Raw genomic sequence first — 20,781 nt, 5'->3', positions numbered from 1 at the left:
CGCTCCAGGCCGGGGATGCGACGGCGACTAGCGCTCCGGGCCGGGGACGGACAGGGGGTCGAAGCCATAGGGCAACTCGAGCCGGTGGGCACTCATCAGGTCGGCGTCGCCAAGCAGGTCGCGGGTCTTGCCGTCGGCGACGATCCGGCCGCCGTCCATCAGCAGGCTCCGCTCGCACAGCTGCAACGCGTACGGGAGGTCGTGCGTGATCATCAGCAGGGTCACGTCGAGGCCGGCCAGGATGTCGGCGAGTTCGCGCCGCGCGGCCGGGTCCAGGTTGCTCGACGGCTCGTCCAGCACCAGTACCTCGGGCCGCATCGCCAGCACCGTCGCCACGGCCACCCGGCGGCGCTGGCCGAAGGACAGGTGGTGCGGCGCCAGGTCCGCGTGATCCTGCATGCCGACCTGCACGAGCGCCTCGTGAACCCGGTCGTCCAGCTCGGATCCGCGCAGACCGAGGTTCGCCGGCCCGAATGCCACGTCGTCCCGCACGGTCGGCATGAACAACTGGTCGTCCGGGTCCTGGAACACGAGCCCGACCTTCCGCCGTACCTCGGGAAGGTGCTCGCGGTGCAGGCCGGTGCCGCCGATCTGGATCCGCCCGCTGCCGGTCCCGCCGGCCACCGAGCCGAGGATCCCGTTGAGATGCAGTACGAGCGTGGTCTTGCCGGCACCATTCGGACCGAGCAGCGCGACCCGCTCAGCGCGCTGGACGGTGAAGTCGACACCGAACAGCGCCTGCCGCCCATCGGGATAGGCGAAGACCAGACGCTCGACCTGAATCGCCGGACCGCTCACAGGCCGACCAGCCTAGCGGTGATGGCGATGGTGACAGCGGCCAGGGAGATCGACAGGCCTTGCAGCCACTTCGCTCGAGGTGCGCCCTGGTCGCTCAGCAGCGGCATCCGGCCGGTGTATCCACGGGACCGCATCGCCAGGTGCACCCGTTCTCCCCGCTCGAAACTGCGCACGAACAGTGCGCCCACTCCCCCGGCGACCGCCTTCAGATGACCGGCCCGGCCGCCGGTGTATCCGCGCGACTCGCGCGCGATCCGCATCCGGTGCAGGTCGTCGGACACCACATTCAGGTACCGGATCATGAACGACAGGATCGCCACCAGCGTCGACGGGAGCCGCAGGCGTTCCAGCCCGGCCAATAGGTCCCGCGGCCCGGTCGTCGCCGACAACAGGATCGCCGCGACCACGCCGAGGGTGCCCTTCGCCAGCACGTTCCAGGCCCCGAGTACGCCGGACTCCGACAGCTCCAGCCCCAGGACGTCGACCCGCGGCCCGGTCGCCACGAACGGGAGCAGCAGGGCGAACACGATGAACGGCGTCTCCACCGCCAGCCGCCGCGACACCACCAGCGCGGGCAGCTTCGCGACGACCACGGTGGCCACGAGCATCACGGCGTACAGGCCGAACGCCCAGAAGGCTGAAGCGGGGGTGGACACGACGGCGAGGACGAAGACGAACAGCGCGACGATCTTCACCTGCGCCGGGATGCGGTGGACCCGGCTGTCCACCGCGACGAGGAGACCATCTCCGCTCACGAGACCCCGTTCTCAGGAAGCACGGTTTGCGCGGAGTGCGGCCAGCTTCGCGATCGCCAGGCCGACGACGATGGTCACCAGTACGCCGATGATGCCGGCCAGTGCACCGGAGACCTGGGCGTTGCCGATACCGCTGACGCCGTAGTCGGCGACCGGGCTGCCCGCGACAGCGGAGTCCTTGGCCGCGCTCTCGAAGCCGAGCTTGGCGCCGACGAACTCCAGCCCGTCCGGATGCGCGCTCGCGAACAGGCTGAGGCCACCGGCCACCAGCAGGCTCACCGCGACCCCCGCGCCGAGCATCCGTCCGGCCGGCTTGGCCGCGATCGGCTTGTCCGGCGATACCGTCGAGGTGTTGCCATCGGCATCGACCAGGACGAGGTCCCGCTGCAGGTGGCGAGCGACGTACACCAGGTCCGGACGGGTGGCCACGACCGCGCTCAGGACCGCGGCCGTGATGACCGCTTCGCCGATCCCGACCAGGATGTGCCAGCCGACCATCGCGGTCGCGAGCTTCCCGAGCGGGATGTCCACCGCGCCGCCGAGCGTGTACAGACCGGTGAAGGCGAGTGCGGCGACCGGCACCGACACGAGCGCGCCCAGGGTCGCCGCCGGGACGACGCTGCCGAGCCGCTTCGGCAGCATCCGCAGCACCGCGCGGGTCAGGAAGTACCCGACCAGGACGGTGATGATGCCCATCAGGGTGATGTTGGTGCCGAGCGCGGTCAGACCGCCGTCGGCGAACAGCAACCCCTGGACCAGCAGCACGGTCGACATCACCAGTACGGCGCTCCACGGCCCGACCAACGCCGCGGCCAGGGCACCACCGAGCAAGTGCCCGCTGGTCCCCGCGCCGACCGGGAAGTTCACCATCTGCACCGCGAACACGAACGCCGCGGTCAGGCCGGCCAGCGCCGGGCCGGTCTCGCGGATCTCCCGGTTGGCCCGCTGCAGGCTGAATCCGACCGCTCCGGCCGCGATCAGGCCGGTGGCGATGGAGGTCGGTGCGTCGAAGAAGCCATCAGGAACATGCACGCGCACATTCTTGATCTTCCTGCGACCCGATCGCAACAACGTCTCACAATGACTTCAGCGCGTCCCCGATCGCCCGGTGGAAAGTCGGGTACGCGTAGATCATCTGTTGCAGACTGTGAACGGGCACCGCGGCGTGCACGGCCACCGCGAGGGCGCCGAGCACCTCGCCGCCGGTCGGGCCGGCGCTCGTCGCACCGACCAGGACACCGCGCTCGGTGTCGACCACCAGCTTGATGAAGCCCTCGTTGCCCGCCTTGTGGATCCAGCCGCGCGACGACGACGGGATCTGGGACGACCCGATCTTGACGTACAGGCCGGCCTCCCGCGCCTGCTTCTCGGTCATCCCGACCGCCCCGATCTCCGGGTCGGTGAACGTCACCCGCGGCATCGCGTGGTAGCTCGCCAGCGGTGCGCCCTCGGTGCCGAGGATGTCGTGCACCGCGACGTTCGCCTGGTACATCGCGTTGTGCGTGAACGCGCCGACGCCGGTGACGTCGCCGACCGCCCAGACACCGTCCGTCGCCCGGACGTGCTCGTCGACCTCGATCCGCCGTACGCCGGGATCGATGCCGACCTCGTCGAGACCGAGCGCCTTCACGTCCACCCGGCGCCCGGTTGCCACCAGCAACTTCTCGCCGGTGACCGTGCCACCGTCGGCCAGCGTCACGGTGAAGGTGCCGCCGTCGTACCCGACCCGCTCGGCGAGTACGCCGGTGTGGAAGGTGACGCCGTCGCGTTCGAGTGCCTCACGGGCCAACTGGCCCGATTCGGGCTCCTCCATCGACAGCACCTGACCGGCGCCCTCGACAACGGTCACCTCGACGCCGAACCGCGCGAACACCTGCGTCAGTTCCAGCCCGACCGCGCCGCCGCCCAGCACCACGATCGACGCCGGCAGCGTGTCCGCCTCGATCGCCTCGTGGTTCGTCCAGTACGGCGTACCGGCCAGGCCGTCGATCGGCGGCACCACCGGGACGGTGCCGGTGGCGATCACGATGCCCCGGGACGCCTCGAACTCTCGGTCGCCCGCCTGGACCGTCCGGGGCCCGATGATGGTGCCGCGCTCACGCAGGAACGTGACGCCCTTCTTCACCAGCCGGTCGACCGCGACCTGGTCGTTCCAGCTGTCGGTCGCCTCCTCGCGGATCCGCTTGGCCACCGGAGCCCAGTCCGGCCGCACGGTCGCCGTACCGGCCATGCCGTCGACCCGGCGGGTCTCGGCGATCAGGTTCGCGGCCCGGATCATCATCTTGCTCGGAATACAGCCCCAGTACGGGCACTCACCGCCGACCAGCCGCGGGTCCAGGCCGACGACATTCAGCCCGGCCTCCGCCAGCCGTCCCGCCGTCTCCTCGCCACCGACACCGAGCCCGATCACGACCACATCCACCTGTTCAGCCATGCCGCCCAATCTCGCAGACACTCCCGCCCCGGCCAAGGCCGACCCCGGTGCGTCATCGGTCGGTAAGGGTCCGCTCTCCGTGGGCAGGGGTGCAGGGCTGGACGTCATCGACCTGCTGCTGCTCACCGCGGTGGTCACGGCGAATTCCTCTCGAAGCCTAGGTGACAACGAATTGTGAAAATGTCACCATCGTCGGCATGACCGCCTATATCGGCTCCGGAAGTTATTGTTATGCGAATTCACTGGCGATGATCGTGAATTCGGCCCCGCCGACCGCGATCGAGGTGCTGACCGGCTCGCCGTACGGCGCCCAGATCGAACCGTCGGGCCTGCCGTACTTCGATCCAACCGGCTGGAACCCGGATCTCGGCCTCGACGCCGCCATCACCCTTCTCGGCTGGACCTGCGACCGCACCGAAGGCGGATCCGCGGACGACGCACTCGCCCGCCTTCGCGCCGCGGACGGCCCGGCCCTCGTCGGCCCGGTCGACATCGGCCTGCTCACCCACCAACCCTGGGCACCGGGTACGGCGATCGGCGGCGATCACTGGATCGTCGTCCTGGAGGTCACCGACGCGGACGTCGTCATGCACGACCCGGACGGCTATCCCTATGCCACCGTGCCTATTCAGGCCTTCCTGAATGCCTGGCAGGCGGAGAAGCTCGAGTTCTCCGCGCCATACGTACTGCGGACGGGCTTCCGGCGCCTGCGCGACGTACAGCCTGAGGAGGCGATCACGCAGTCGCTGCCACAAGCCAGACAGTGGCTCTCGACGGACTCGGCCGGCGCCGTTTACCGGCTCGCCGAAATGCTTGCCGCCGGCATCGACGGCGACCTCCAGCGCCATCTGGCGAGCTTCGCGGTCCGCTCCGGCGCCCGCCGCCTCGACGACGCGGCCACCTGGCTCACCGCCATCGGAAAGAGGGACGCGGCGACCATCGCCCGCAACCAATCGAGAATTCTGGGCCGGCTCCAATTCCCGCTGGCGCGCGGCGAATTCGCGCAAGCCGCCGAAATCCTGACCGGCCTCGCGCCGGGCTATGAACGAATGCGCGCCGCGCTCTAGTACTCCAGCCGTAATTCGTGATGTGGCGGTGTGGCGTGAGACCGGCTCAACGACGCGGTCGCGGCCGCCCGGGCAGCAGGCGCTTCCTGGGAAGGCATAGGCGATGCCACCGGCCTCACTCCCCCGCCGATCCGCTCCGGATCGAGTGCTGTCGATGCTGCTCAGTGTCTCGTCGGTGAGCAGCTGCCCGGTGGCGTCGGTGCGCAACCCGCTGCGGTCGGCCAGATCGGGCACACCGAAACCCGCAGCCCAAATGGTGACCGACGCACCGATGGTTCCGTATCGAGGATGACGCTGCGGTAAGTGATCCACATCACCGGCCAAGGCTGTCAGAAATCACGGCTGGCGGTGTCTTATGCCCGACCAGTTACACCATCGGGAAAGCCGACAGGGATGCCCGTGAACGGCATTGCCCGGCAGCCCGCCGGCGACGAACGGCTCGGCGGACCGAGGGTCGGCCCGAGTCGCCCGCACCTGAAGGAGATGCTCATGAACCTCACAAAGCGTCGCGCTGTGTCTCGCCCTCCTCGCTGCGGCTGCCTTCGTGGCCTGGGGCCGCTTCGGCCCCGAGTCGTTCACCGGCTGATGTTCGGCAGTCCGGTTTTTGTGCTGGTTGGCATTGAGGCGTGCTTCTTCTGACGATTCCCGCACGTGTTCATGGCACATCATTTGCGGGTGCGACTTTGACTGGTGTCCGAGAAGGCGGCTTGCCAGGTTGGCGGCGCGCGCGAGGCCAATTCTCCGTCTCGTTCGCCTGCGAGGATGCTGATCGCGTCGGCGGCGATTTGTTGTGGCCGCCTGAAGACGATCTCGCGGTAGCCGCGTGGCACGGCGTAACCCCCTCGACGGAACGGGCGGGTGTTCGGTGGCGTCGAAAGGTCTGTCGGTGACCAAGGGTGACCCTTGTGGGTGCCTATGGTCGTGGACCTGATGTTGCCCGAGCGTTTGGCGTGAGGAGGCTTGCATGTCTGTTCGCAGCGTGCCTGCAGATGTGGTGCGGCAGTTGGTCGAGTTGGGGCGGGCGCGGCCGCTGTTCGAGGGGTTCGAGGTGGGACCGACGTGGCATCAGGGCGAGTGGTGGTACGTGCCTGACGGTGCGGGGGACGGCGCGGATTACGTGCCGGCTGGGCCTGAGTTGTCGGCACACTTCGATCGGAGTAGGTCGCGGATCGATCGGATCGAGACGTACATAGCCGGATCAGGGGCGAGGTGATGACGGCCGACGGTGTGAAGGGGGATGCGGCGGAGCGCGATCGGCGGGCTGCCGCGGACAAGACTGTGGAGTTTCTTGCGTGGGACGCGCTCCAGGCGTTGATCGCGTACCAGGACTCCGTCGAGTCAGGACCAAACGCCTCGCAAACGGTCGGGAAGCGGCTCGTCACGTTGTGGAACCAGTTCGAGCTGACCAAGGACGATTTCCCGGAGCCCACCGAGGAACAGCGGATCCTGGTGGCTGCTGCCGGGAGGGCTGCGAGCGGCGGCGAGTTCACGGTCGAGGCGGCGGTCCAGGATGCTGCGGTCCAGAATGCGCTGGCAAGCGGTGGCGATCCGTCCTCGGTGGCGGATGCTGCTCGGTCCCATCAGGGCGTCATGAAGCGCCTGCGCGGCGAACGCGAAGCGGCGTACGGCAGCGCGGGTAGCAATGAGCCTGGCGCCGGCGAGTGGCTAACGCAGTCGCTGAGTCGGCTCGCCGTCGCGGCGGAGATGCGCCGCGTGGTGCGGAGCGGGGTCGTGGTAGAGCCCGGTCGAGAGGCACGCACGCATGCGGACGAGACCCTGGCAAAACAAGCGGCCGCCAACATCGAGACCGGGATGGACCCCGACGCGGCCCGCCAGAGCGCTGAAGCATCGCTTCGCCAACACGCAGAAGATGTCCTCGACCATGGTCGGCAGCTGAACGACAGCCGGGGCGCTCTCACCGCTTCGGCCAAACCAGCACGTGTTGGCGAAACGGTCCGGTCGGCCGCAAATGTCGCGATGGGGGCAACGGCTGGCGCTGCGGGCATGACCGTCGTCGCCTCTCAGGGGAGTTTGCTGGGAGCCACCTGGGCGGTGTCGGTGGCGGTGGCGGTGGCGCTGGCGACGGCACGGGAGATCTCGCAGCGAGCCATGGATAAGCACGCCGCCAACCGGAATGAGTTGCGGACGGCTCGGGGCGGTCTTACAGACGCAATTGAACAGTCACCGTTCAGTGTACGGTCGCCAGGCCACACGCAACTCGGCGAGCGATCGGGAGGTTCCGCCAAGATGCGACCACGGGGTGGCGTCGAGCGGTAGAAGCGCGCTACCGGCGGGCGGGCGCACCAGGAGGGCGCCCTCCCCCGGGCCACGAGGTCAACACCGTGCCACCGTCTGTAGTCCACACAACTCTGGATCATCAATCGGCGCCGCCCCGCGCCCCAGATCACCACGTCGCCAGATCACGAAGCACGGCTGGAGTACTAGGCGCTGGCTGGTTTGCCGAATTCCCAGTGCCATGGTTCTTCGCGCGAGCCGCCCTGGTCGGCCCAGGCGGGGTGGACCCAGCCGAACTGGGCGGCGTGCGTCTTCATCCACCGGTACTGCGCTGTCCCGAACCGGTCCACGCCACCGCACAGGTCGACGGCCACGCCCCAACCGTGGTTGGACGTACCGGGCAGCGCGGCGAGCGAGGGCTTGCGGGCGTAGAGGCTGACCTGGGCCGAATAGGAGCGGTACGAGTCGGTGATGCACAGCGTCTTGCCGAACTGGGCGCGGTAGGCACGAGCCAACTGCAGGTACGCCGCTGCGGCGTCGCAACGCAGCAGGTGACCGGACCCCAGCGCGCAGAGCCTGCTCGCCGGAATCATGCCGTTGCTGTAGCCACCCCAGCCCACGGTCGCGCTACCAGTGGCGAGGAACGGCATCGGGTTCACCGGGTCGCCGCCGAGCCGGACCTCGAAGTGCAGATGAGGGCCGGTGGAGTTCCCCTCCGAACCGACGGCACCGATTCGCTGCCCGGCGGTGACCTGTGCGCCGTCAGCCACGTCGACCGAGCTCAGGTGGGCGTACAGCGTCTCCAGTCCGTTGCCGTGGTCGATGCGCACCAGGTTCCCCGCCCAGCCTGGGTGCTCGACGCGGACGACACCGGACGTCACGGCGCGAACCGGCGTACCGACAGAGGCTGGGAAGTCCTGGCCGGTGTGGTACCCGCTCGACCACAACGCCCCAGCCTGGCCGAACGACGTACCGATCTCGTAGGTGCCATCGGCCAGCGGCCACGTCCAGGAGCCGGTCCCGACGTTGTACGACGTTGCCGTGTTGCCGCAGCGGAACGCGTACGCCTCCGACGTCGCGACCGGCGCGACCTGGGCCTTGACCGGCTTGCCGAGCGTCGGGCGCAGGGCGGCGTACAGGTTGTCCGGGACCCTGGTCACGACGACTGAGCCCTTGGCTTCGTCGGCGGCGATCATCTCGCCGTTGTCGAGGGCGACGCCGATGTGGACCAGGCCGAGCGACTTGCTGCCCATCACGAGCAGGTCACCGGGCTGGATCTGGGAGTTCGGGACCGCTTGGTAGTTCGGGTAGGCCTTGCCGATCAGATTGGGCAGCGTGGTGTACGGCTGCCACGCGACCCGGGCCGCACCGAGACAGCCGTACTTGTCCGGGCCGGTCGCGGCGACGCCGTACGGCTTCCCGAGCAGGCTGAACGCCTGGTTCACCGCCCGGATCGTCTCCGCCGACAGCACCTTGACGGTACGACGGCCTTGGACCACAGCGGCCGCACCGGGAACGGGTGCACCGGCGGCGGTCAGCGGCTGCAGACCGGCCGGAAGCTTGGCCGGGTTCTTCAGTACGGCGGCCGCCGGCGGCGTGATCTTGGCGGTCGTCAGCTCGGTCAAGTACGCCCGCCAGCGCGCCAGCGCCTGCTGGTTGCGGGCGAGCTGCAACTGCTTCGACAGCTCGGACGCACCCTCGAGCTCGGCGAACTGGCTCTCCGCCCGCACCGCGGAGTCGGCAGCCTTCTGCTGCACCTCTTTGCTGAGCTGCTGAGCCTTGGCCGCGGCCGCGTCCGCCGCGGCCCGTTTCGTCGCCGCCTCGGCCTTGGCCGTGCCGGCCTCGTTCTCGGCGGCCATCGCGGTCTGGTACTGCGTGACCTGGGTGCTGCCGAGCTGCTGGATGGCGGTCTGCCGGTCGGCGATCTCCTGCAGGTTCTCGGCGATCGGGGCCAGCGACCAGAGCATCGACTCGGCGCCGAGGACGGTCGGGATGCCCGTTTGGTAGGCCTGCGCGGTCAGCAAGCCGAGCCGCCGGCGCTCCTCCTCCGCCTTGCCCTTCGACGCGACCGCGGTCGTCTCGGCCTTCTTCGCGGCCGCTTCGGCGGTCTGCGCGGCCTTGAGCGCGGCGGTGTAGGCGATCGTCGCCTTCGCGAAATCGGCCTGGACGGCGGCCGCGTCCGCCTGGAGCTGCTCCAGCGACCGGTTCACGTCCGTCACCGACGCGGGTGGCGGTGGGGTGGGGTTGTCGGCGTACGCGGGCAGCGCGAACACCGCGAGCAGTGTGCCGAGTGCCGCGAACCGCAGCCCCCGACGGCTCCCCACACCCATCAGGCCCCCATCCTCCATCGCCTCACGCGCGCGCAGGAGGTGACGGCCCCGCGCGTGCCCAGCGTAGGCGTCGAACGGTCCGCACGAAACCCCGAGTCACAGACTGTGACTTACAGCAGCGTCGTACCACTGGTCGGGACGGCTGGTGCGACCCACTAAAGTTCACCCCATGGCCTCGCACTTTGACGTTGTTGTCCTCGGCGCGGGTCCGGGTGGGTACGTCGCGGCGATCCGCGCCGCCCAGCTCGGGCTCAAGACCGCCATCATCGAGAAGAAGTACTGGGGCGGTGTCTGCCTGAACGTGGGCTGCATCCCGTCCAAGGCGCTGCTGCGCAACGCCGAGCTGGCGCACATCTTCCGGGCGGAGGCGAAGACCTTCGGCATCAGCGGCGAGGTCAGCTTCGACTTCCCGACCGCGGTGCAGCGCAGCCGGAAGGTCGCCGACGGCCGGGTCAAGGGCGTCCACTTCCTGATGAAGAAGAACAACATCACCGAGTTCGACGGCTGGGGCTCGTTCACCGACGCCAGCACCCTCGACGTGACGCTGAACGACGGCTCCTCGGAGACCGTGACGTTCGACAACTGCATCATCGCCACCGGCGCGACCACCAAGCTGCTGCCGGGCACGCAGCTGAGCGAGCGGGTGGTGACGTTCGAGGAGCAGATCCTCACCGAGGAGCTGCCGGGCTCCATCGTGATCGCCGGCGCCGGCGCGATCGGCGTCGAGTTCGCCTACGTGCTGGCCAACTATGGCGTCAAGGTCACCATCGTGGAGTTCCTGGACCGGATGGTGCCGCTGGAGGACGCCGAGGTGTCCAAGGAGCTGGCCCGGGCCTACAAGAAGCTCGGGATCGACGTGCTCACCTCGACGCGGGTCGACGCGATCGACGACTCCGGCGACAAGGTGAAGGTCACCGTCACCGGCAAGGACGGCAACCAGCAGACGCTGGAGGCCGACAAGGTGCTGCAGGCGATCGGCTTCCAGCCCCGCGTCGACGGCTACGGCCTGGACAAGGCCGGCGTGCAGCTGACCGACCGCGGCGCGATCGACATCGACGGCTTGTGCCGCACCAACGTGCCGAACATCTTCGCCATCGGCGACGTGACCGCGAAGCTGATGCTCGCGCACGCGGCCGAGGCGATGGGAGTGATCGCCGCCGAGACCATCGCCGGAGCCGAGACGATGGAGCTCGACTACGTGATGATCCCGCGGGCGACCTTCTGCCAGCCGCAGGTGGCCAGCTTCGGCTACACCGAGGAGCAGGCCAAGGAGAAGGGGTACGACGTCAAGGTGGCGAAGTTCCCGTTCACCGCGAACGGCAAGGCGCACGGCCTCGGCGACCCGTCCGGTTTCGTCAAGGTGATCAGCGACGCCAAGTACGGCGAGCTGCTCGGCGCCCACCTGATCGGTCCCGAGGTGACCGAGCTGCTGCCCGAGCTGACGCTGGCGCAGAAGTGGGACCTGACCACCACGGAACTGGCCCGCAACGTGCACGCCCACCCGACGCTGAGCGAGGCGCTGCAGGAAGCCTTCCACGGTCTCGAAGGGCACATGATCAACTTCTGAGCCAAAAGCACCGAACGACGGCAGATCCTGCGGGGTCTGCCGTCGTTTTGTTACGGCGCCGGTCGTGGGATCGGCTGACCCCTCACGTACGCTTGGGCCGTGGCCGAGAAGAGGGGTCCCGACCGCACTGATCACAACCTCACGCTGGACGCTGAGGACGACCGGTGGGAGTGGCGGCGGCGGATACGGGCGGACCCGAAAAAGCATCTGATCTACCGGATCGGTGTGGGCGTGGTGGGTGGGGTGCTGCTCATTGCCGCGCCGTTGACCGGATGGCTGCCCGGCCCCGGCGGCATCCCCTTGTTCATCGCGGGCCTCGCCGTACTGGCCAGCGAGTTCGAGTGGGCGCAGCGCCTGCTCTACAAGGTGAAGGACTGGGTCAAGGAGCTCACCGCCTGGACCGGTAAGCAGCCGGCCTGGCTGAAGGCCCTCGGCACCCTTGCCCTGTTCCTCTGTGTGCTGGTCGTGATCTGGCTCTACCTGGCCGTGCTCGGGGTGCCCGGGTGGTTCCCTGACTCCTGGGAGTCATTCCTGCACAAACTGCCTCTGCTCGACTGAGTAGCTGCGCAGTTCAACCAGATTGCTCACCTTCTCTCCCAGTTTGAGCATCTGGTTCAGCAGGAACGGCTGCGACAGCAACCGGTTCCGTGCGGCCAGGCCGAAATGGGTGCCCGGGGCAAGGAACTTCCCGGTCCGGTTGCCGCCGCTCTGCGTCTTCGCCACGGGCCTGCGCAACTGCGCCTCGTAACGCTGGAACGCCGCACGGTAGTCGCCGCCTGAGGTGGCCAGCTCCCCCGCCAGGACATACGCCGCGACGACCGCCGTACTCGTGCCCATGCCGCCGACGGTGGCGCCGTACCCCGCGTCGCCGAGCAGCACGATCCGCCCGCTCGACCAGCGATCCACGTCGACGCGGCTGATCGAGTCGAAGTACAACTCGGTTGCCGACGGCAACCCTTCGAGCAGCTGCGGAACGTACCACCCGAGGTCCGCGAAGGCGGCCGCGATGATCGCCTTCTGCTGCTCGCGATCCCGCCGGTCGTAGGCCAGCTCCGGCGACTTGAACAAGAACATCGTGCCCGCCGTCGCGGGATCCCGCCGGTCCGCGCCGACGCTCGCCAGCCGCCCAGGCACGTTGTACATCAGTGCGTCACCGGAGATCCCGAGCATGTTCGGCACCTCCCAGCCGGCGATGTAGTACCCGAGATGACGCACGTAGTCCTGCTCGGGACCGAACGCCAGCCGGCGGACGATCGAGTGCAGCCCGTCCGCCCCGATCACCAGGTCGTACGTCTCCTCAATGCCGCTCTCGAACCGCACATCCACCCCGCCGGCGTGCTCGGTCAGACCCGCGATCGAGTCCCCGAACCGGTACGTCGCCTTGTCGCGGCTGTGCTCGTACAACACCCGCGACAGGTCCGACCGCAGTACCTCGAGCTCGCCCCCGGCGAACTCACCGGGCAACCGCAGCAACTGCCGGCCGGCTGAGTCCACGAAACGCATCGGACTTCCACCCGTCTGGCGGGCTCGCAAGTCGTCGAGGACCCCCATCCGCGACAGCACCTCGAGATTCACCGGACCGCGGAAGTCGACCGCGTAACCGCCGTGCCGGAGCGCCGCCGCGATCTCCACCACGGTCACGTCGTACCCGTACCGGCCCAGCCAGTGGGCCACCGCCGGACCTGCCACGCTCGCCCCTGACACCAAGACCTTCATCATCGCCTCCACCATTAATTGTGTCCGATGGACACAGTAATGCGTATGGTAGACACAGTTCAACCGCTGAGGAAAGGACGGCGATGACCGAACTGCTCTGGGGTCCGCAGCACCGCAGTCGCGGGCCGAAGCCGGCGATCACCCTGGCCGAGATCGCCGCTGCCGGGATCCGGATCGCCGACACCGAGGGTCTGGACGCGGTCTCGATGCAGCGCGTGGCCGACGACCTGCCGGTCACCAAGATGGCGCTCTACCGGCACGTCCCCGGGAAGACCGAGCTGGTCGCGGTCATGAGTGACCTCGCCATCGGTCCCCCGCCCGCGCACTCGAAGCAACCCTGGCGACAGGCACTGAAGACGTGGGCGCTGGAACTGTACGCCGTGTTCGCCGAGCACCCGTGGCTGCTGCAAGCCATGATCGGCCGGCGCCTGCTCGGTCCGAACGAACTCGCGTGGATGGATCGCGGCATCCAGGCGCTCACCGACTCGGGCCTCGACGGCGGCGAACAGTTCGATGCGATCCTGGTGCTCAGCAGCCACGTCCGGAACATCGCCCAGCAGACCATCTCCACCGGACTCACCGAAGAGCACCTCAATCAGGCCCTGGCCGAGATCCTGGCGACCGAGGCCGCCCGGTTCCCCAGCCTCGCCGCCGCGATGCGGACCGCCGGAGGCAACCAGAATCAGGGGCTGGAGTTCGGTCTCGAGCGCATCCTCGACGGGCTCGAGCTGCTGATCAGCGGACGGAAGGGCTGAGTTTCCGGGTGTTGAAACGTTGTCGATAGGCCGTCGCGCTCAAGCCGTAGTGGGACTTGAAGCGGCGGGCGAAGTAGTTCTGATCCGGCCAGCCGACCGACTCCCCGATCCGGGCGATCGGCAGGTCGGTGTGCAGCAGCTGGTCGGCCGCGAGCTCCACCCGATGCCGGGACAGATACGCCATCGGCGGCAACCCGGTCGCCGACTTGAACAACCGGACCAGGTAGCCCGGCGCCAGGTGCAAGGCCTGGGCCAGGTCGGTGAGCATCCACTGCCGGGCCGGATCCGCCTCCATCATCCGCATCGCATCCAGTACGGCGGGATGCGTCTGCTCGCCGAGCTCGTCGTGCTCGGCGACGGTCCGGGCCAGGCAGCTCAGGTACAGCGACAACCAGCCGATGATGTCACCGCGATGACGGCTGAGTGATTCCTTGCGCAGCCGCCGCAGCTCTTCGAGGTGCTCCAGCCCTTCCTTGACGGTGGCCGGCTCGAGTCGCGTGGTCAGCATGCCGCGTCGCTGCGCGGAGAACGGTCCAGTCCACAACAGGTAACCCAGCAAGGGATCCTCGCGCGTCCAGGCCAGCTCGCGCTGCACCAGGTCGGCCGAGAAGCAGCAGTTGTAGACCTGTAGCCCGCGGCACTCGTCGTACTGATGCCAGACGCCCGGCCGGAGCAGGATCATGTCGCCGATCTCGAGTTGCTGGCGGCCGGCCAGGCTGTGGTGGACGCCCTCTCCGCCGGTCACCAACGCGATTTCGAAGAAGCTGTGCGTGTGCAGCGGGTGGGTGTTCTCGTGCAGGTGCGGGCCCGCGTGCACCAGCGTCCCCTCGACGAAGTGCAACAGCGTCCCGTGGTGCGTCACCGGCTCGTCGGCCATACCTCACGATAGGGGCCGAGGTGCATTTTGTGCTACCACGAGTTCACTTCGGGCTACTCGCGAGCGCATACCGCCTTCAGGATCGGGAGACAGGCGAAACGTCCTCGCCATCAATCCGAAACGCACCGAGACCCTTCGCCACAGCAGCCAATGAATCGTTTCACTTGTCGGTTGGAGTCACATGTCGAACCTCGCCGCACCCACCGCTCTGCGCTTCGAACACCGCACCGACACCGGGCCCGTGCTCGGTATCGGCACCGCGACTCCGCGGCTGTCGTGGCAGGTCCCGACCGCTGACGCCGGGTACACGCAGACGGCGTACGAGGTGGAGATCGCCGACTGGGGTGGTGGGGCGCGGAACACGGCTACGGCTCAGGTGTTCACGGTCCAGTCCCCCGATCAGGTCCTCGTCCCGTGGCCGGGCGAACCGCTGCGGTCGCGTGACGCGGTCGAGGTCCGCGTCCGTGTTCGCGGGAACGACGACGACTGGAGCGCGTGGAGCGAGCCCGCGACAGTTGAAGCCGGCCTGCTCAGCGCAACTGACTGGACCGCGCGGTTCGTCAGCCCGCGGGACAACAGCTACGGCTCGCCCGCTCCCCTGCTCGCGGGCGTGCTCGATCTGCCCGGCGACATCGCGAAGGCTCGCCTCTACGCCACGGCGTACGGCGTCTACCTGCCGGAGCTCAACGGCGAGCGCGTCGGCGACGAGGAGCTCGCGCCGGGCTGGACGGCGTACCAGCAGCGGCTTCGCTACCAGACGTACGACGTGACCGGGCTGGTCCGGTCCGGGGAGAACCGGCTCGAGTTCCTGGTCGGCAACGGCTGGTACCGCGGCCGGCTCGGCTTCCACGGCAAGAACTCCCTGTACGGCGACCGCATCGCCGTCCTTGCCCAACTCGAAGTCACCACGACCGACGGCCAGGTCCACACGTTCGGCAGCGACGACACCTGGACCGCACGCGAGAGTGCGATCGTCGCCGACGACCTGTACGACGGCCAGCGCACCGACCTCAGGCGGACACCCGGCGAGGCCACCCCGGTCGACGTACTCGACGGGGACCTGAGTCTGCTCGTCGCACCCGACGGGCCGCCCGTGCGCATCACCGAGGTCGTTCCGGCGGTCGAGATCAGCACCTCGCCCTCCGGTAAGACGCTGGTCGACTTCGGCCAGAACGTCGTCGGCCGGGTCCGGCTGAAGGTCCGTGGCGGCGCCGAGGGTGACGAGGTCGTACTGCGTCACGCCGAGGTGCTCGAGAACGGTGAGCTCGGCGTCCGGCCGCTGCGCACCGCCAAGGCGACCGACTCCTACGTGCTCGCCGGGCCCGACGAGGTCACGCTCGACTCACCGCTCACCTTCCACGGCTTCCGGTACGCCGAGGTGACCGGTGTGGACAATCTCCAGCTCGAGGATCTGGAGGCCCTCGTGGTCGGCTCCGACCTGCGACGCACCGGCTGGTTCGAGTCGTCGCACGAGCTGCTGAACCGCTTCCACGAGAACGTCATCTGGGGTATGCGCGGCAACTTCGTCGACGTACCGACCGACTGCCCGCAGCGCGACGAGCGGCTCGGCTGGACCGGTGACATCCAGGTCTTCTCCCCGTCGGCGAGCTTCCTGTTCGACACCGCCGGGTTCCTCACCAACTGGCTGGCCGACCTGGCGGCCGAGCAGCAGAAGGACGGCTCGGTGCCGTTCGTCGTACCGGACATCCTCAAGCACACCGGGCCGGCCACGGCCGCATGGGGTGACGCGGCAACGATCGTGCCGTGGGTGATCTACGAGCGCACCGGCGATGCCGGACTGCTCGCCCGCCAGCTGCCGAGCATGCGTGCCTGGGTGGACAAGATGGTGGAGCTGGCCGGCGGCGACCTGCTGTGGGCCGGCGGGTTCCAGTTCGGCGACTGGCTCGACCCGACCGCGCCGCCGGACAACCCGTTCCGGGCGAAGGCCGACCCGGATGTCATCGCCACCGCGCATCTGGCGCGTTCGGCCGAGGTGGTCGCCAAGGCCGCCGAGGTCGTCGGCGACACCGACCTCGCGCGCGAGTACGCCGACCTGGCCGCACGGGTCCGGCAGGCGTTCGCGGCCGAGTACACCACCGAGGGCGGACGCGTATTGAGCGACGCGGCAACGACCTACGCGCTGGCGCTCCAGTGGGCACTGCTGCCGTCCGAGACCCAGCGCAAGCGGGCCGGCGAACGCCTCGCGGATCTGGTCCGGACAGCCGGCTTCCGGATCAGCACCGGATTCGTCGGTACGCCGCTGATGGCCGACGCGCTGACCGATTCCGGACATCCTGCCCTCGCGTACCGCCTCCTGCTAGAGACAGGCTGCCCCTCCTGGCTGTACGCAGTGACCATGGGCGCCACGACAGTCTGGGAACGCTGGGACAGCATGCTGCCCGACGGCAGCATCAACCCGGGTCAGATGACGTCGTTCAACCACTACGCGCTCGGCGCGGTCGCGGACTGGATGCACCGCCGCGTCGCCGGCCTGGCCGCAGGCGACCCCGGCTACCGGACGATCGTCGTACGACCGCTGTTCACCTCACACCTCACCAGTGCGTCGGCCAAGCACCTCACTCCGTACGGCGAGGCCGCGGTGTCGTGGACGCGGTCCGACGGACAGGTCCGGCTCAGCGTCACCGTGCCGGTCGGTTCGCGGGCGCGGGTCGACGTACCGGGTGAAAGTGAGCCGGTCGAGGTCGGTCACGGTACGCACGAGTGGACCGCGGACGACCCGGCCGCCCAGCTCCCGGCGCTGCCCGCGGATCCGACCGTCCGGCAACTCATCGACCACGAGCCGAGCTGGGACGCGATCGTTGCCACGGCCAAGGAAACGGAGGTCGCCACCGACGACGCCGAGCTCGCGGCCCGGCTGGAACGGTACCTGGACCAGCCGGCCGACCAGCTGGTCGAAGCGATCAGCCCGCACGGCTTCTCCCCCAGCGCCGAAGCACTGCAGGCCAAGCTCGACGTCCTGCTCGACACCAACTGACCGATCCCGACGACCCCGCCCCGATGCAGATGCCCTGAAGAAACATCCTTTGGAGGTCATGATGACGTTCCGCCCAGGTACGAGAGGACTGGCCGTCCTCGCGGTCTGCTCGCTCGCCCTGACCGCATGCAGCGCGGGCAGCCTCGGATCCAGTGACGACTCGGGCGGCGGCTCGGTCGAGATCACCTATCTGATCGGCAACCAGGAGCAGGACCTGAAGGAGGCTCAGCAGCTCAGCAAGGACTTCACCGCCAAGAACCCCGACATCACGGTGAAGGTGGAGACCCGCCCGGCCGGCACCGAGGGCGACAACATCGTCAAGACCCGGTTGTCCACCGGTGACATGACCGATGTGTTCGGATACAACACCGGGTCGCTGTTCCAGGCGATCGCCCCGGAGAAGAACCTGGTCGCGATCAGCGACGAGCCCTACATCGGCGACCTGGACGAGAACTTCACGAAGACCGTCAAGGCCGGCGACAAGATCTACGGGGTGCCGTCCGGCGGGTTCATGGGCGGTGCGGTCCTCTACAACATCCCGATCTACACCAAGCTCGGGCTGCAGGTGCCCAAGACGTGGGCCGAGTTCATGGCCAACAACGCCAAGATCAAGGCGGCCGGTGGCGGAGTCGCGCCCGTCATCCAGACGTACGGCGAGACCTGGACCTCGCAGCTGTTCGTCCTCGGCGACTTCCACAACGTGGCCGCCGCCGAGCCGGACTTCGCCGACCGGTACACCAAGAACCAGGCGAAGTACGCGACGTCGCCGGCCGCGCTGAAGGGTTTCGAGCACACCCAGCAGGTGCACGACCTCGGCTACGAGAACAAGGACTTCGCCTCGGCGAAGCTGCCGGACGGCCTGAAGATGCTGGCCACCGGCAAGGGTGCGCACTACCCGATCTTGTCCGGTGTGGTCAACGACATGGTCGCCACAAACCCCAACGCGGCCAAGGACGTCGGTCTGTTCGCTCTTCCTGGTGACGACGCGAGCAAGAACGGGCTGACCGTGTGGACGCCGGGCGGTATCTACATCCCGACCACCACGACCGGCGACAAGCTCGAGGCGGCGAAGAAGTTCCTCGCCTTCGTGGCCAGCCCCGACGGCTGCAAGTCCCTGGCCGCCGCCGGCGTCCCCACCGGCCCGTACGCGGTCAAGGGTTGTGAGCTGCCGACCGACGTACCGCAGTCCATCAAGGACATGCAGCCGTACCTCGACAAGGAGGGTGGGTCCAGCCTGGCGCTGGAGTTCCTCTCGCCGGTGAAGGGCCCGTCGCTGGAGCAGATCACCGTCGAGGTCGGATCCGGCATCCGCAAGGCCAAGGACGGCGCGGCGCGGTACGACGAGGATGTGAAGAAGCAGGCGCAGCAACTCGGACTGGCGGGTTGGTGACTGTGTCGATGCTTCCAGGCAGGGAGGCTCCATGACCACCACCTCGGTGAAGCCCCACGCGCGCAGTGACTCGACCCCGGCCGCATCCGCGGCCGGGGGGAAGTTCTACACGCCGTACTCGTTCTGGTTCTACCTGCCCACCGCGCTGATCTACAGCGTGCTGTTCCTGGTGCCGACGTTCGCGTCCTTCTACTACAGCCTGACCCGGTGGACGCTGTTCGACTCGAAGTTCATCGGGCTCGACAACTTCGTCATGTTCTTCCAGGAGCCGGCCCTGATCAAAGGCTTCACCAACACGTTGATCTTCGCGGTGGTGACGTCGGGGTCGAAGGTGGTGCTCGGGTTGCTGCTCGCCGTACTGCTGACGTCGCGGATCGTCGGGCGCGGATACCTGCGGTCGGTGGTCTTCTTCCCGGTACTGGTCAGCACCATCGGTGTCGGCATCACCTTCACGGTGCTGATGAATCCCGAACGCGGCATCATCAACGGTGCGCTGAGCGTGGTCGGCATCGACGGACCCGGGTGGCTGACCGACCCGAAGTGGGCGCTGCTGTCGATCGCCCTCGTCGACGTGTGGAAGGGCGTCGGGCTGGCGACGCTGATCTACATCGCCGGGATCGTGTCGATCCCGCGGGAGTACATGGAGGCCGCGCGAGTCGACGGGGCCGGGGCGTGGGAGTCGTTCCGCCGGATCGTGCTGCCGCTGTCCCGGCCGGCCACCGTCACCGTGATCATCTTGTCCCTGATCGGCGGCCTGCGGTCGTTCGAGCTCATCTGGGCGATGACGCGCGGCGGTCCCGGGTTCACTTCGGACGTGATCTCGTCGGTGATCTACAAGCAGTACCAGGCTGGGTTCTACGGCCTGTCGACGGCCGGCAACGTGATCCTGTTCCTGGTCGTCACCGCCATCGTCCTGCCGCTGAACTGGTTCCTCAACCGCAAGGAGGTGAACCTGTGAGCACCGCCGAACTCGTCAACCACAGACCGGGCCGGAGCTACCTGCTCAGCGCGGTCGCGATCGTGTCGTCGATCGTGGTGTTCGTCATCCCGTTCGCCTTCATCGCGCTGACCGCGGTGAAGGACCGGCAGCAGGCCGCGGACCTCGACTTCGCCTGGCCGCACCAGTTCCGGATCGTGCAGAACTTCATCGAGGTGCTCGAGGCCCGCGACTACATGCTGGTGATCGCCTTCATCAACAGCACGATCCTGACCGTCGCCAGTGTGGCCGGCATGGTCGTGCTGGCCGCGATGGCCGGCTTCGTGCTGCAGCGGCGCAAGAGCCGGTGGAACCCGTTCATCAACTTCCTGGTGCTGTCCGGTCTGATCATCCCGCCGGCCGTCGTACCGACGATCTGGGTGCTGCAGAAGCTCGGGCTGTTCCGGACCATGTCGGGGTTGATCCTGATCGAGATCGCGTTCGGGCTGTCGTTCTGCATCCTGTTGTTCCGGGCCTTCGTCGCGACCATCCCCCGCGAGCTCGACGAGGCCGCGATCATCGACGGGGCCGGGCCGTTGCGGCTGTTCTTCCAGGTGATCTTCCCGCTGCTCAGATCCGTCATCATCACCGTCGTCGTGGTGCAGTCCGTCGCCGTGTTCAACGACTTCGTCAACCCGCTGTACTTCCTGCCCGGCGACCAGAACGCGACCGTCCAGCTGACCCTCTACAACTTCCAGAGTCAGTTCAGCACCCAATACAACCTGCTGTTCATGAACATCCTGCTGATCACGATCCCGCCGCTGATCATGTTCCTCTTCTTCAACCGCCAGATCGTCGCCGGCATGACGTCCGGCGCCATCAAGGGCTGAGGCTGGTCACGGACGCAGGGCGTCGCGCGCGATCCAGGCGCGATCCCCTGCGTCCT

17 protein-coding genes are annotated in these 20,781 nt (G+C 68.1%); 10 read left to right on the top strand and 7 right to left on the bottom strand.

Going from position 1 to position 20,781, the window contains the following annotated elements:
* Positions 1-27 precede the first annotated feature (27 nt).
* Genes AB0F43_RS24665 through AB0F43_RS24650 form a run of 4 tightly spaced genes read right to left on the bottom strand, consistent with a single transcriptional unit; the run spans position 28 to position 3,987 of the window.
* Positions 28-798, bottom strand: a complete 771-nt coding sequence (locus AB0F43_RS24665) for an ABC transporter ATP-binding protein (protein WP_360481164.1) — start codon at positions 796-798, stop codon at positions 28-30.
* A complete protein-coding gene (gene cbiQ / locus AB0F43_RS24660; RefSeq protein ID WP_360481162.1) occupies positions 795-1,553 on the bottom strand; it encodes a cobalt ECF transporter T component CbiQ in 759 nt (252 codons plus the stop codon). Before cbiQ ends, AB0F43_RS24665 begins: the two co-directional genes overlap by 4 nt.
* Before the next feature lie 12 nt (positions 1,554-1,565).
* Positions 1,566-2,585, bottom strand: a complete 1,020-nt coding sequence (locus AB0F43_RS24655) for an energy-coupling factor ABC transporter permease (protein WP_360481159.1) — start codon at positions 2,583-2,585, stop codon at positions 1,566-1,568.
* Between the two features lie 43 nt (positions 2,586-2,628).
* Entirely contained in the window at positions 2,629-3,987 is a 1,359-nt protein-coding gene (locus AB0F43_RS24650) for an NAD(P)/FAD-dependent oxidoreductase (RefSeq protein ID WP_360481156.1), read from the bottom strand.
* A 197-nt stretch (positions 3,988-4,184) separates the two neighbouring features.
* Here AB0F43_RS24650 and AB0F43_RS24645 point away from each other — a divergent pair, with 197 nt between their 5' ends.
* From AB0F43_RS24645 to AB0F43_RS24635, 3 genes are all read left to right on the top strand, one after another.
* The gene (locus tag AB0F43_RS24645) at positions 4,185-5,054 is read left to right on the top strand and encodes a hypothetical protein (protein WP_360481154.1); all 870 of its coding nucleotides are present in this window, start codon (positions 4,185-4,187) and stop codon (positions 5,052-5,054) included.
* 964 nt (positions 5,055-6,018) lie between these two features.
* Positions 6,019-6,267, top strand: a complete 249-nt coding sequence (locus AB0F43_RS24640; protein WP_360481151.1) for a hypothetical protein — start codon at positions 6,019-6,021, stop codon at positions 6,265-6,267.
* Positions 6,267-7,331 carry a hypothetical protein gene (locus tag AB0F43_RS24635; protein ID WP_360481148.1) on the top strand — a complete coding sequence of 355 codons (1,065 nt, stop codon included), beginning with the start codon at positions 6,267-6,269 and terminating at the stop codon, positions 7,329-7,331. Before AB0F43_RS24640 ends, AB0F43_RS24635 begins: the two co-directional genes overlap by 1 nt.
* Positions 7,332-7,495: 164 nt before the next feature.
* On the opposite strand, the gene AB0F43_RS24630 is transcribed toward AB0F43_RS24635, so the two are convergent.
* The gene (locus AB0F43_RS24630; RefSeq protein WP_360481145.1) at positions 7,496-9,619 is read right to left on the bottom strand and encodes a peptidoglycan DD-metalloendopeptidase family protein; all 2,124 of its coding nucleotides are present in this window, start codon (positions 9,617-9,619) and stop codon (positions 7,496-7,498) included.
* Between the two features lie 169 nt (positions 9,620-9,788).
* Here AB0F43_RS24630 and lpdA point away from each other — a divergent pair, with 169 nt between their 5' ends.
* A complete protein-coding gene (gene lpdA / locus AB0F43_RS24625; RefSeq protein ID WP_360481143.1) occupies positions 9,789-11,186 on the top strand; it encodes a dihydrolipoyl dehydrogenase in 1,398 nt (465 codons plus the stop codon).
* A gap of 99 nt (positions 11,187-11,285) precedes the next feature.
* Positions 11,286-11,744 carry a PGPGW domain-containing protein gene (locus tag AB0F43_RS24620; protein ID WP_360481140.1) on the top strand — a complete coding sequence of 153 codons (459 nt, stop codon included), beginning with the start codon at positions 11,286-11,288 and terminating at the stop codon, positions 11,742-11,744.
* Here the strand turns inward: AB0F43_RS24620 and AB0F43_RS24615 are convergent.
* Positions 11,712-12,905: an FAD-dependent monooxygenase gene (locus AB0F43_RS24615; RefSeq protein ID WP_360481137.1), complete on the bottom strand. Its 1,194-nt coding sequence runs from the start codon at positions 12,903-12,905 to the stop codon at positions 11,712-11,714. The genes AB0F43_RS24620 and AB0F43_RS24615 overlap by 33 nt on opposite strands.
* Before the next feature lie 80 nt (positions 12,906-12,985).
* On the opposite strand from AB0F43_RS24615, the gene AB0F43_RS24610 reads away from it, so the two are divergent.
* Positions 12,986-13,657, top strand: a complete 672-nt coding sequence (locus AB0F43_RS24610; RefSeq protein ID WP_360481135.1) for a TetR/AcrR family transcriptional regulator — start codon at positions 12,986-12,988, stop codon at positions 13,655-13,657.
* Here AB0F43_RS24610 and AB0F43_RS24605 read toward each other — a convergent pair.
* On the bottom strand, positions 13,638-14,534 hold the full coding sequence (locus AB0F43_RS24605) for an AraC family transcriptional regulator (RefSeq protein ID WP_360481132.1): 897 nt from the start codon (positions 14,532-14,534) through the stop codon (positions 13,638-13,640). The genes AB0F43_RS24610 and AB0F43_RS24605 overlap by 20 nt on opposite strands.
* A gap of 181 nt (positions 14,535-14,715) precedes the next feature.
* Here AB0F43_RS24605 and AB0F43_RS24600 point away from each other — a divergent pair, with 181 nt between their 5' ends.
* Genes AB0F43_RS24600 through AB0F43_RS24585 form a run of 4 tightly spaced genes read left to right on the top strand, consistent with a single transcriptional unit; the run spans position 14,716 to position 20,725 of the window.
* On the top strand, positions 14,716-17,529 hold the full coding sequence (locus tag AB0F43_RS24600; RefSeq protein ID WP_360481129.1) for a glycoside hydrolase family 78 protein: 2,814 nt from the start codon (positions 14,716-14,718) through the stop codon (positions 17,527-17,529).
* Positions 17,530-17,587: 58 nt separating this feature from the next.
* A complete protein-coding gene (locus AB0F43_RS24595; protein WP_360481126.1) occupies positions 17,588-18,919 on the top strand; it encodes an ABC transporter substrate-binding protein in 1,332 nt (443 codons plus the stop codon).
* Positions 18,920-18,950: 31 nt separating this feature from the next.
* On the top strand, positions 18,951-19,877 hold the full coding sequence (locus AB0F43_RS24590; RefSeq protein WP_360481123.1) for a sugar ABC transporter permease: 927 nt from the start codon (positions 18,951-18,953) through the stop codon (positions 19,875-19,877).
* Entirely contained in the window at positions 19,874-20,725 is an 852-nt protein-coding gene (locus AB0F43_RS24585) for a carbohydrate ABC transporter permease (RefSeq protein ID WP_360481120.1), read from the top strand. Before AB0F43_RS24590 ends, AB0F43_RS24585 begins: the two co-directional genes overlap by 4 nt.
* Positions 20,726-20,781: the final 56 nt, after the last annotated feature.

Source organism: Kribbella sp. NPDC023972 (assembly GCF_040639075.1).
Classification (GTDB): domain Bacteria; phylum Actinomycetota; class Actinomycetes; order Propionibacteriales; family Kribbellaceae; genus Kribbella.
Note: the sequence above shows the minus strand (reverse complement) of the source record. Positions and strands in the feature narration are given on the sequence as shown.

Excerpts from the sequence above, each read along its gene's own strand:
- AB0F43_RS24650 (WP_360481156.1), bottom strand. The coding sequence starts at position 3,987 with ATGGCTGAACAGGTGGATGTGGTCGTGATCGGGCTCGGTGTCGGTGGC.
- AB0F43_RS24645 (WP_360481154.1), top strand. The coding sequence starts at position 4,185 with ATGACCGCCTATATCGGCTCCGGAAGTTATTGTTATGCGAATTCACTG.
- AB0F43_RS24640 (WP_360481151.1), top strand. The coding sequence starts at position 6,019 with ATGTCTGTTCGCAGCGTGCCTGCAGATGTGGTGCGGCAGTTGGTCGAG.
- AB0F43_RS24635 (WP_360481148.1), top strand. The coding sequence starts at position 6,267 with ATGACGGCCGACGGTGTGAAGGGGGATGCGGCGGAGCGCGATCGGCGG.
- AB0F43_RS24630 (WP_360481145.1), bottom strand. The coding sequence starts at position 9,619 with ATGGGTGTGGGGAGCCGTCGGGGGCTGCGGTTCGCGGCACTCGGCACA.
- lpdA (WP_360481143.1), top strand. The coding sequence starts at position 9,789 with ATGGCCTCGCACTTTGACGTTGTTGTCCTCGGCGCGGGTCCGGGTGGG.
- AB0F43_RS24615 (WP_360481137.1), bottom strand. The coding sequence starts at position 12,905 with ATGATGAAGGTCTTGGTGTCAGGGGCGAGCGTGGCAGGTCCGGCGGTG.
- AB0F43_RS24610 (WP_360481135.1), top strand. The coding sequence starts at position 12,986 with ATGACCGAACTGCTCTGGGGTCCGCAGCACCGCAGTCGCGGGCCGAAG.
- AB0F43_RS24605 (WP_360481132.1), bottom strand. The coding sequence starts at position 14,534 with ATGGCCGACGAGCCGGTGACGCACCACGGGACGCTGTTGCACTTCGTC.
- AB0F43_RS24600 (WP_360481129.1), top strand. The coding sequence starts at position 14,716 with ATGTCGAACCTCGCCGCACCCACCGCTCTGCGCTTCGAACACCGCACC.
- AB0F43_RS24595 (WP_360481126.1), top strand. The coding sequence starts at position 17,588 with ATGATGACGTTCCGCCCAGGTACGAGAGGACTGGCCGTCCTCGCGGTC.
- AB0F43_RS24590 (WP_360481123.1), top strand. The coding sequence starts at position 18,951 with ATGACCACCACCTCGGTGAAGCCCCACGCGCGCAGTGACTCGACCCCG.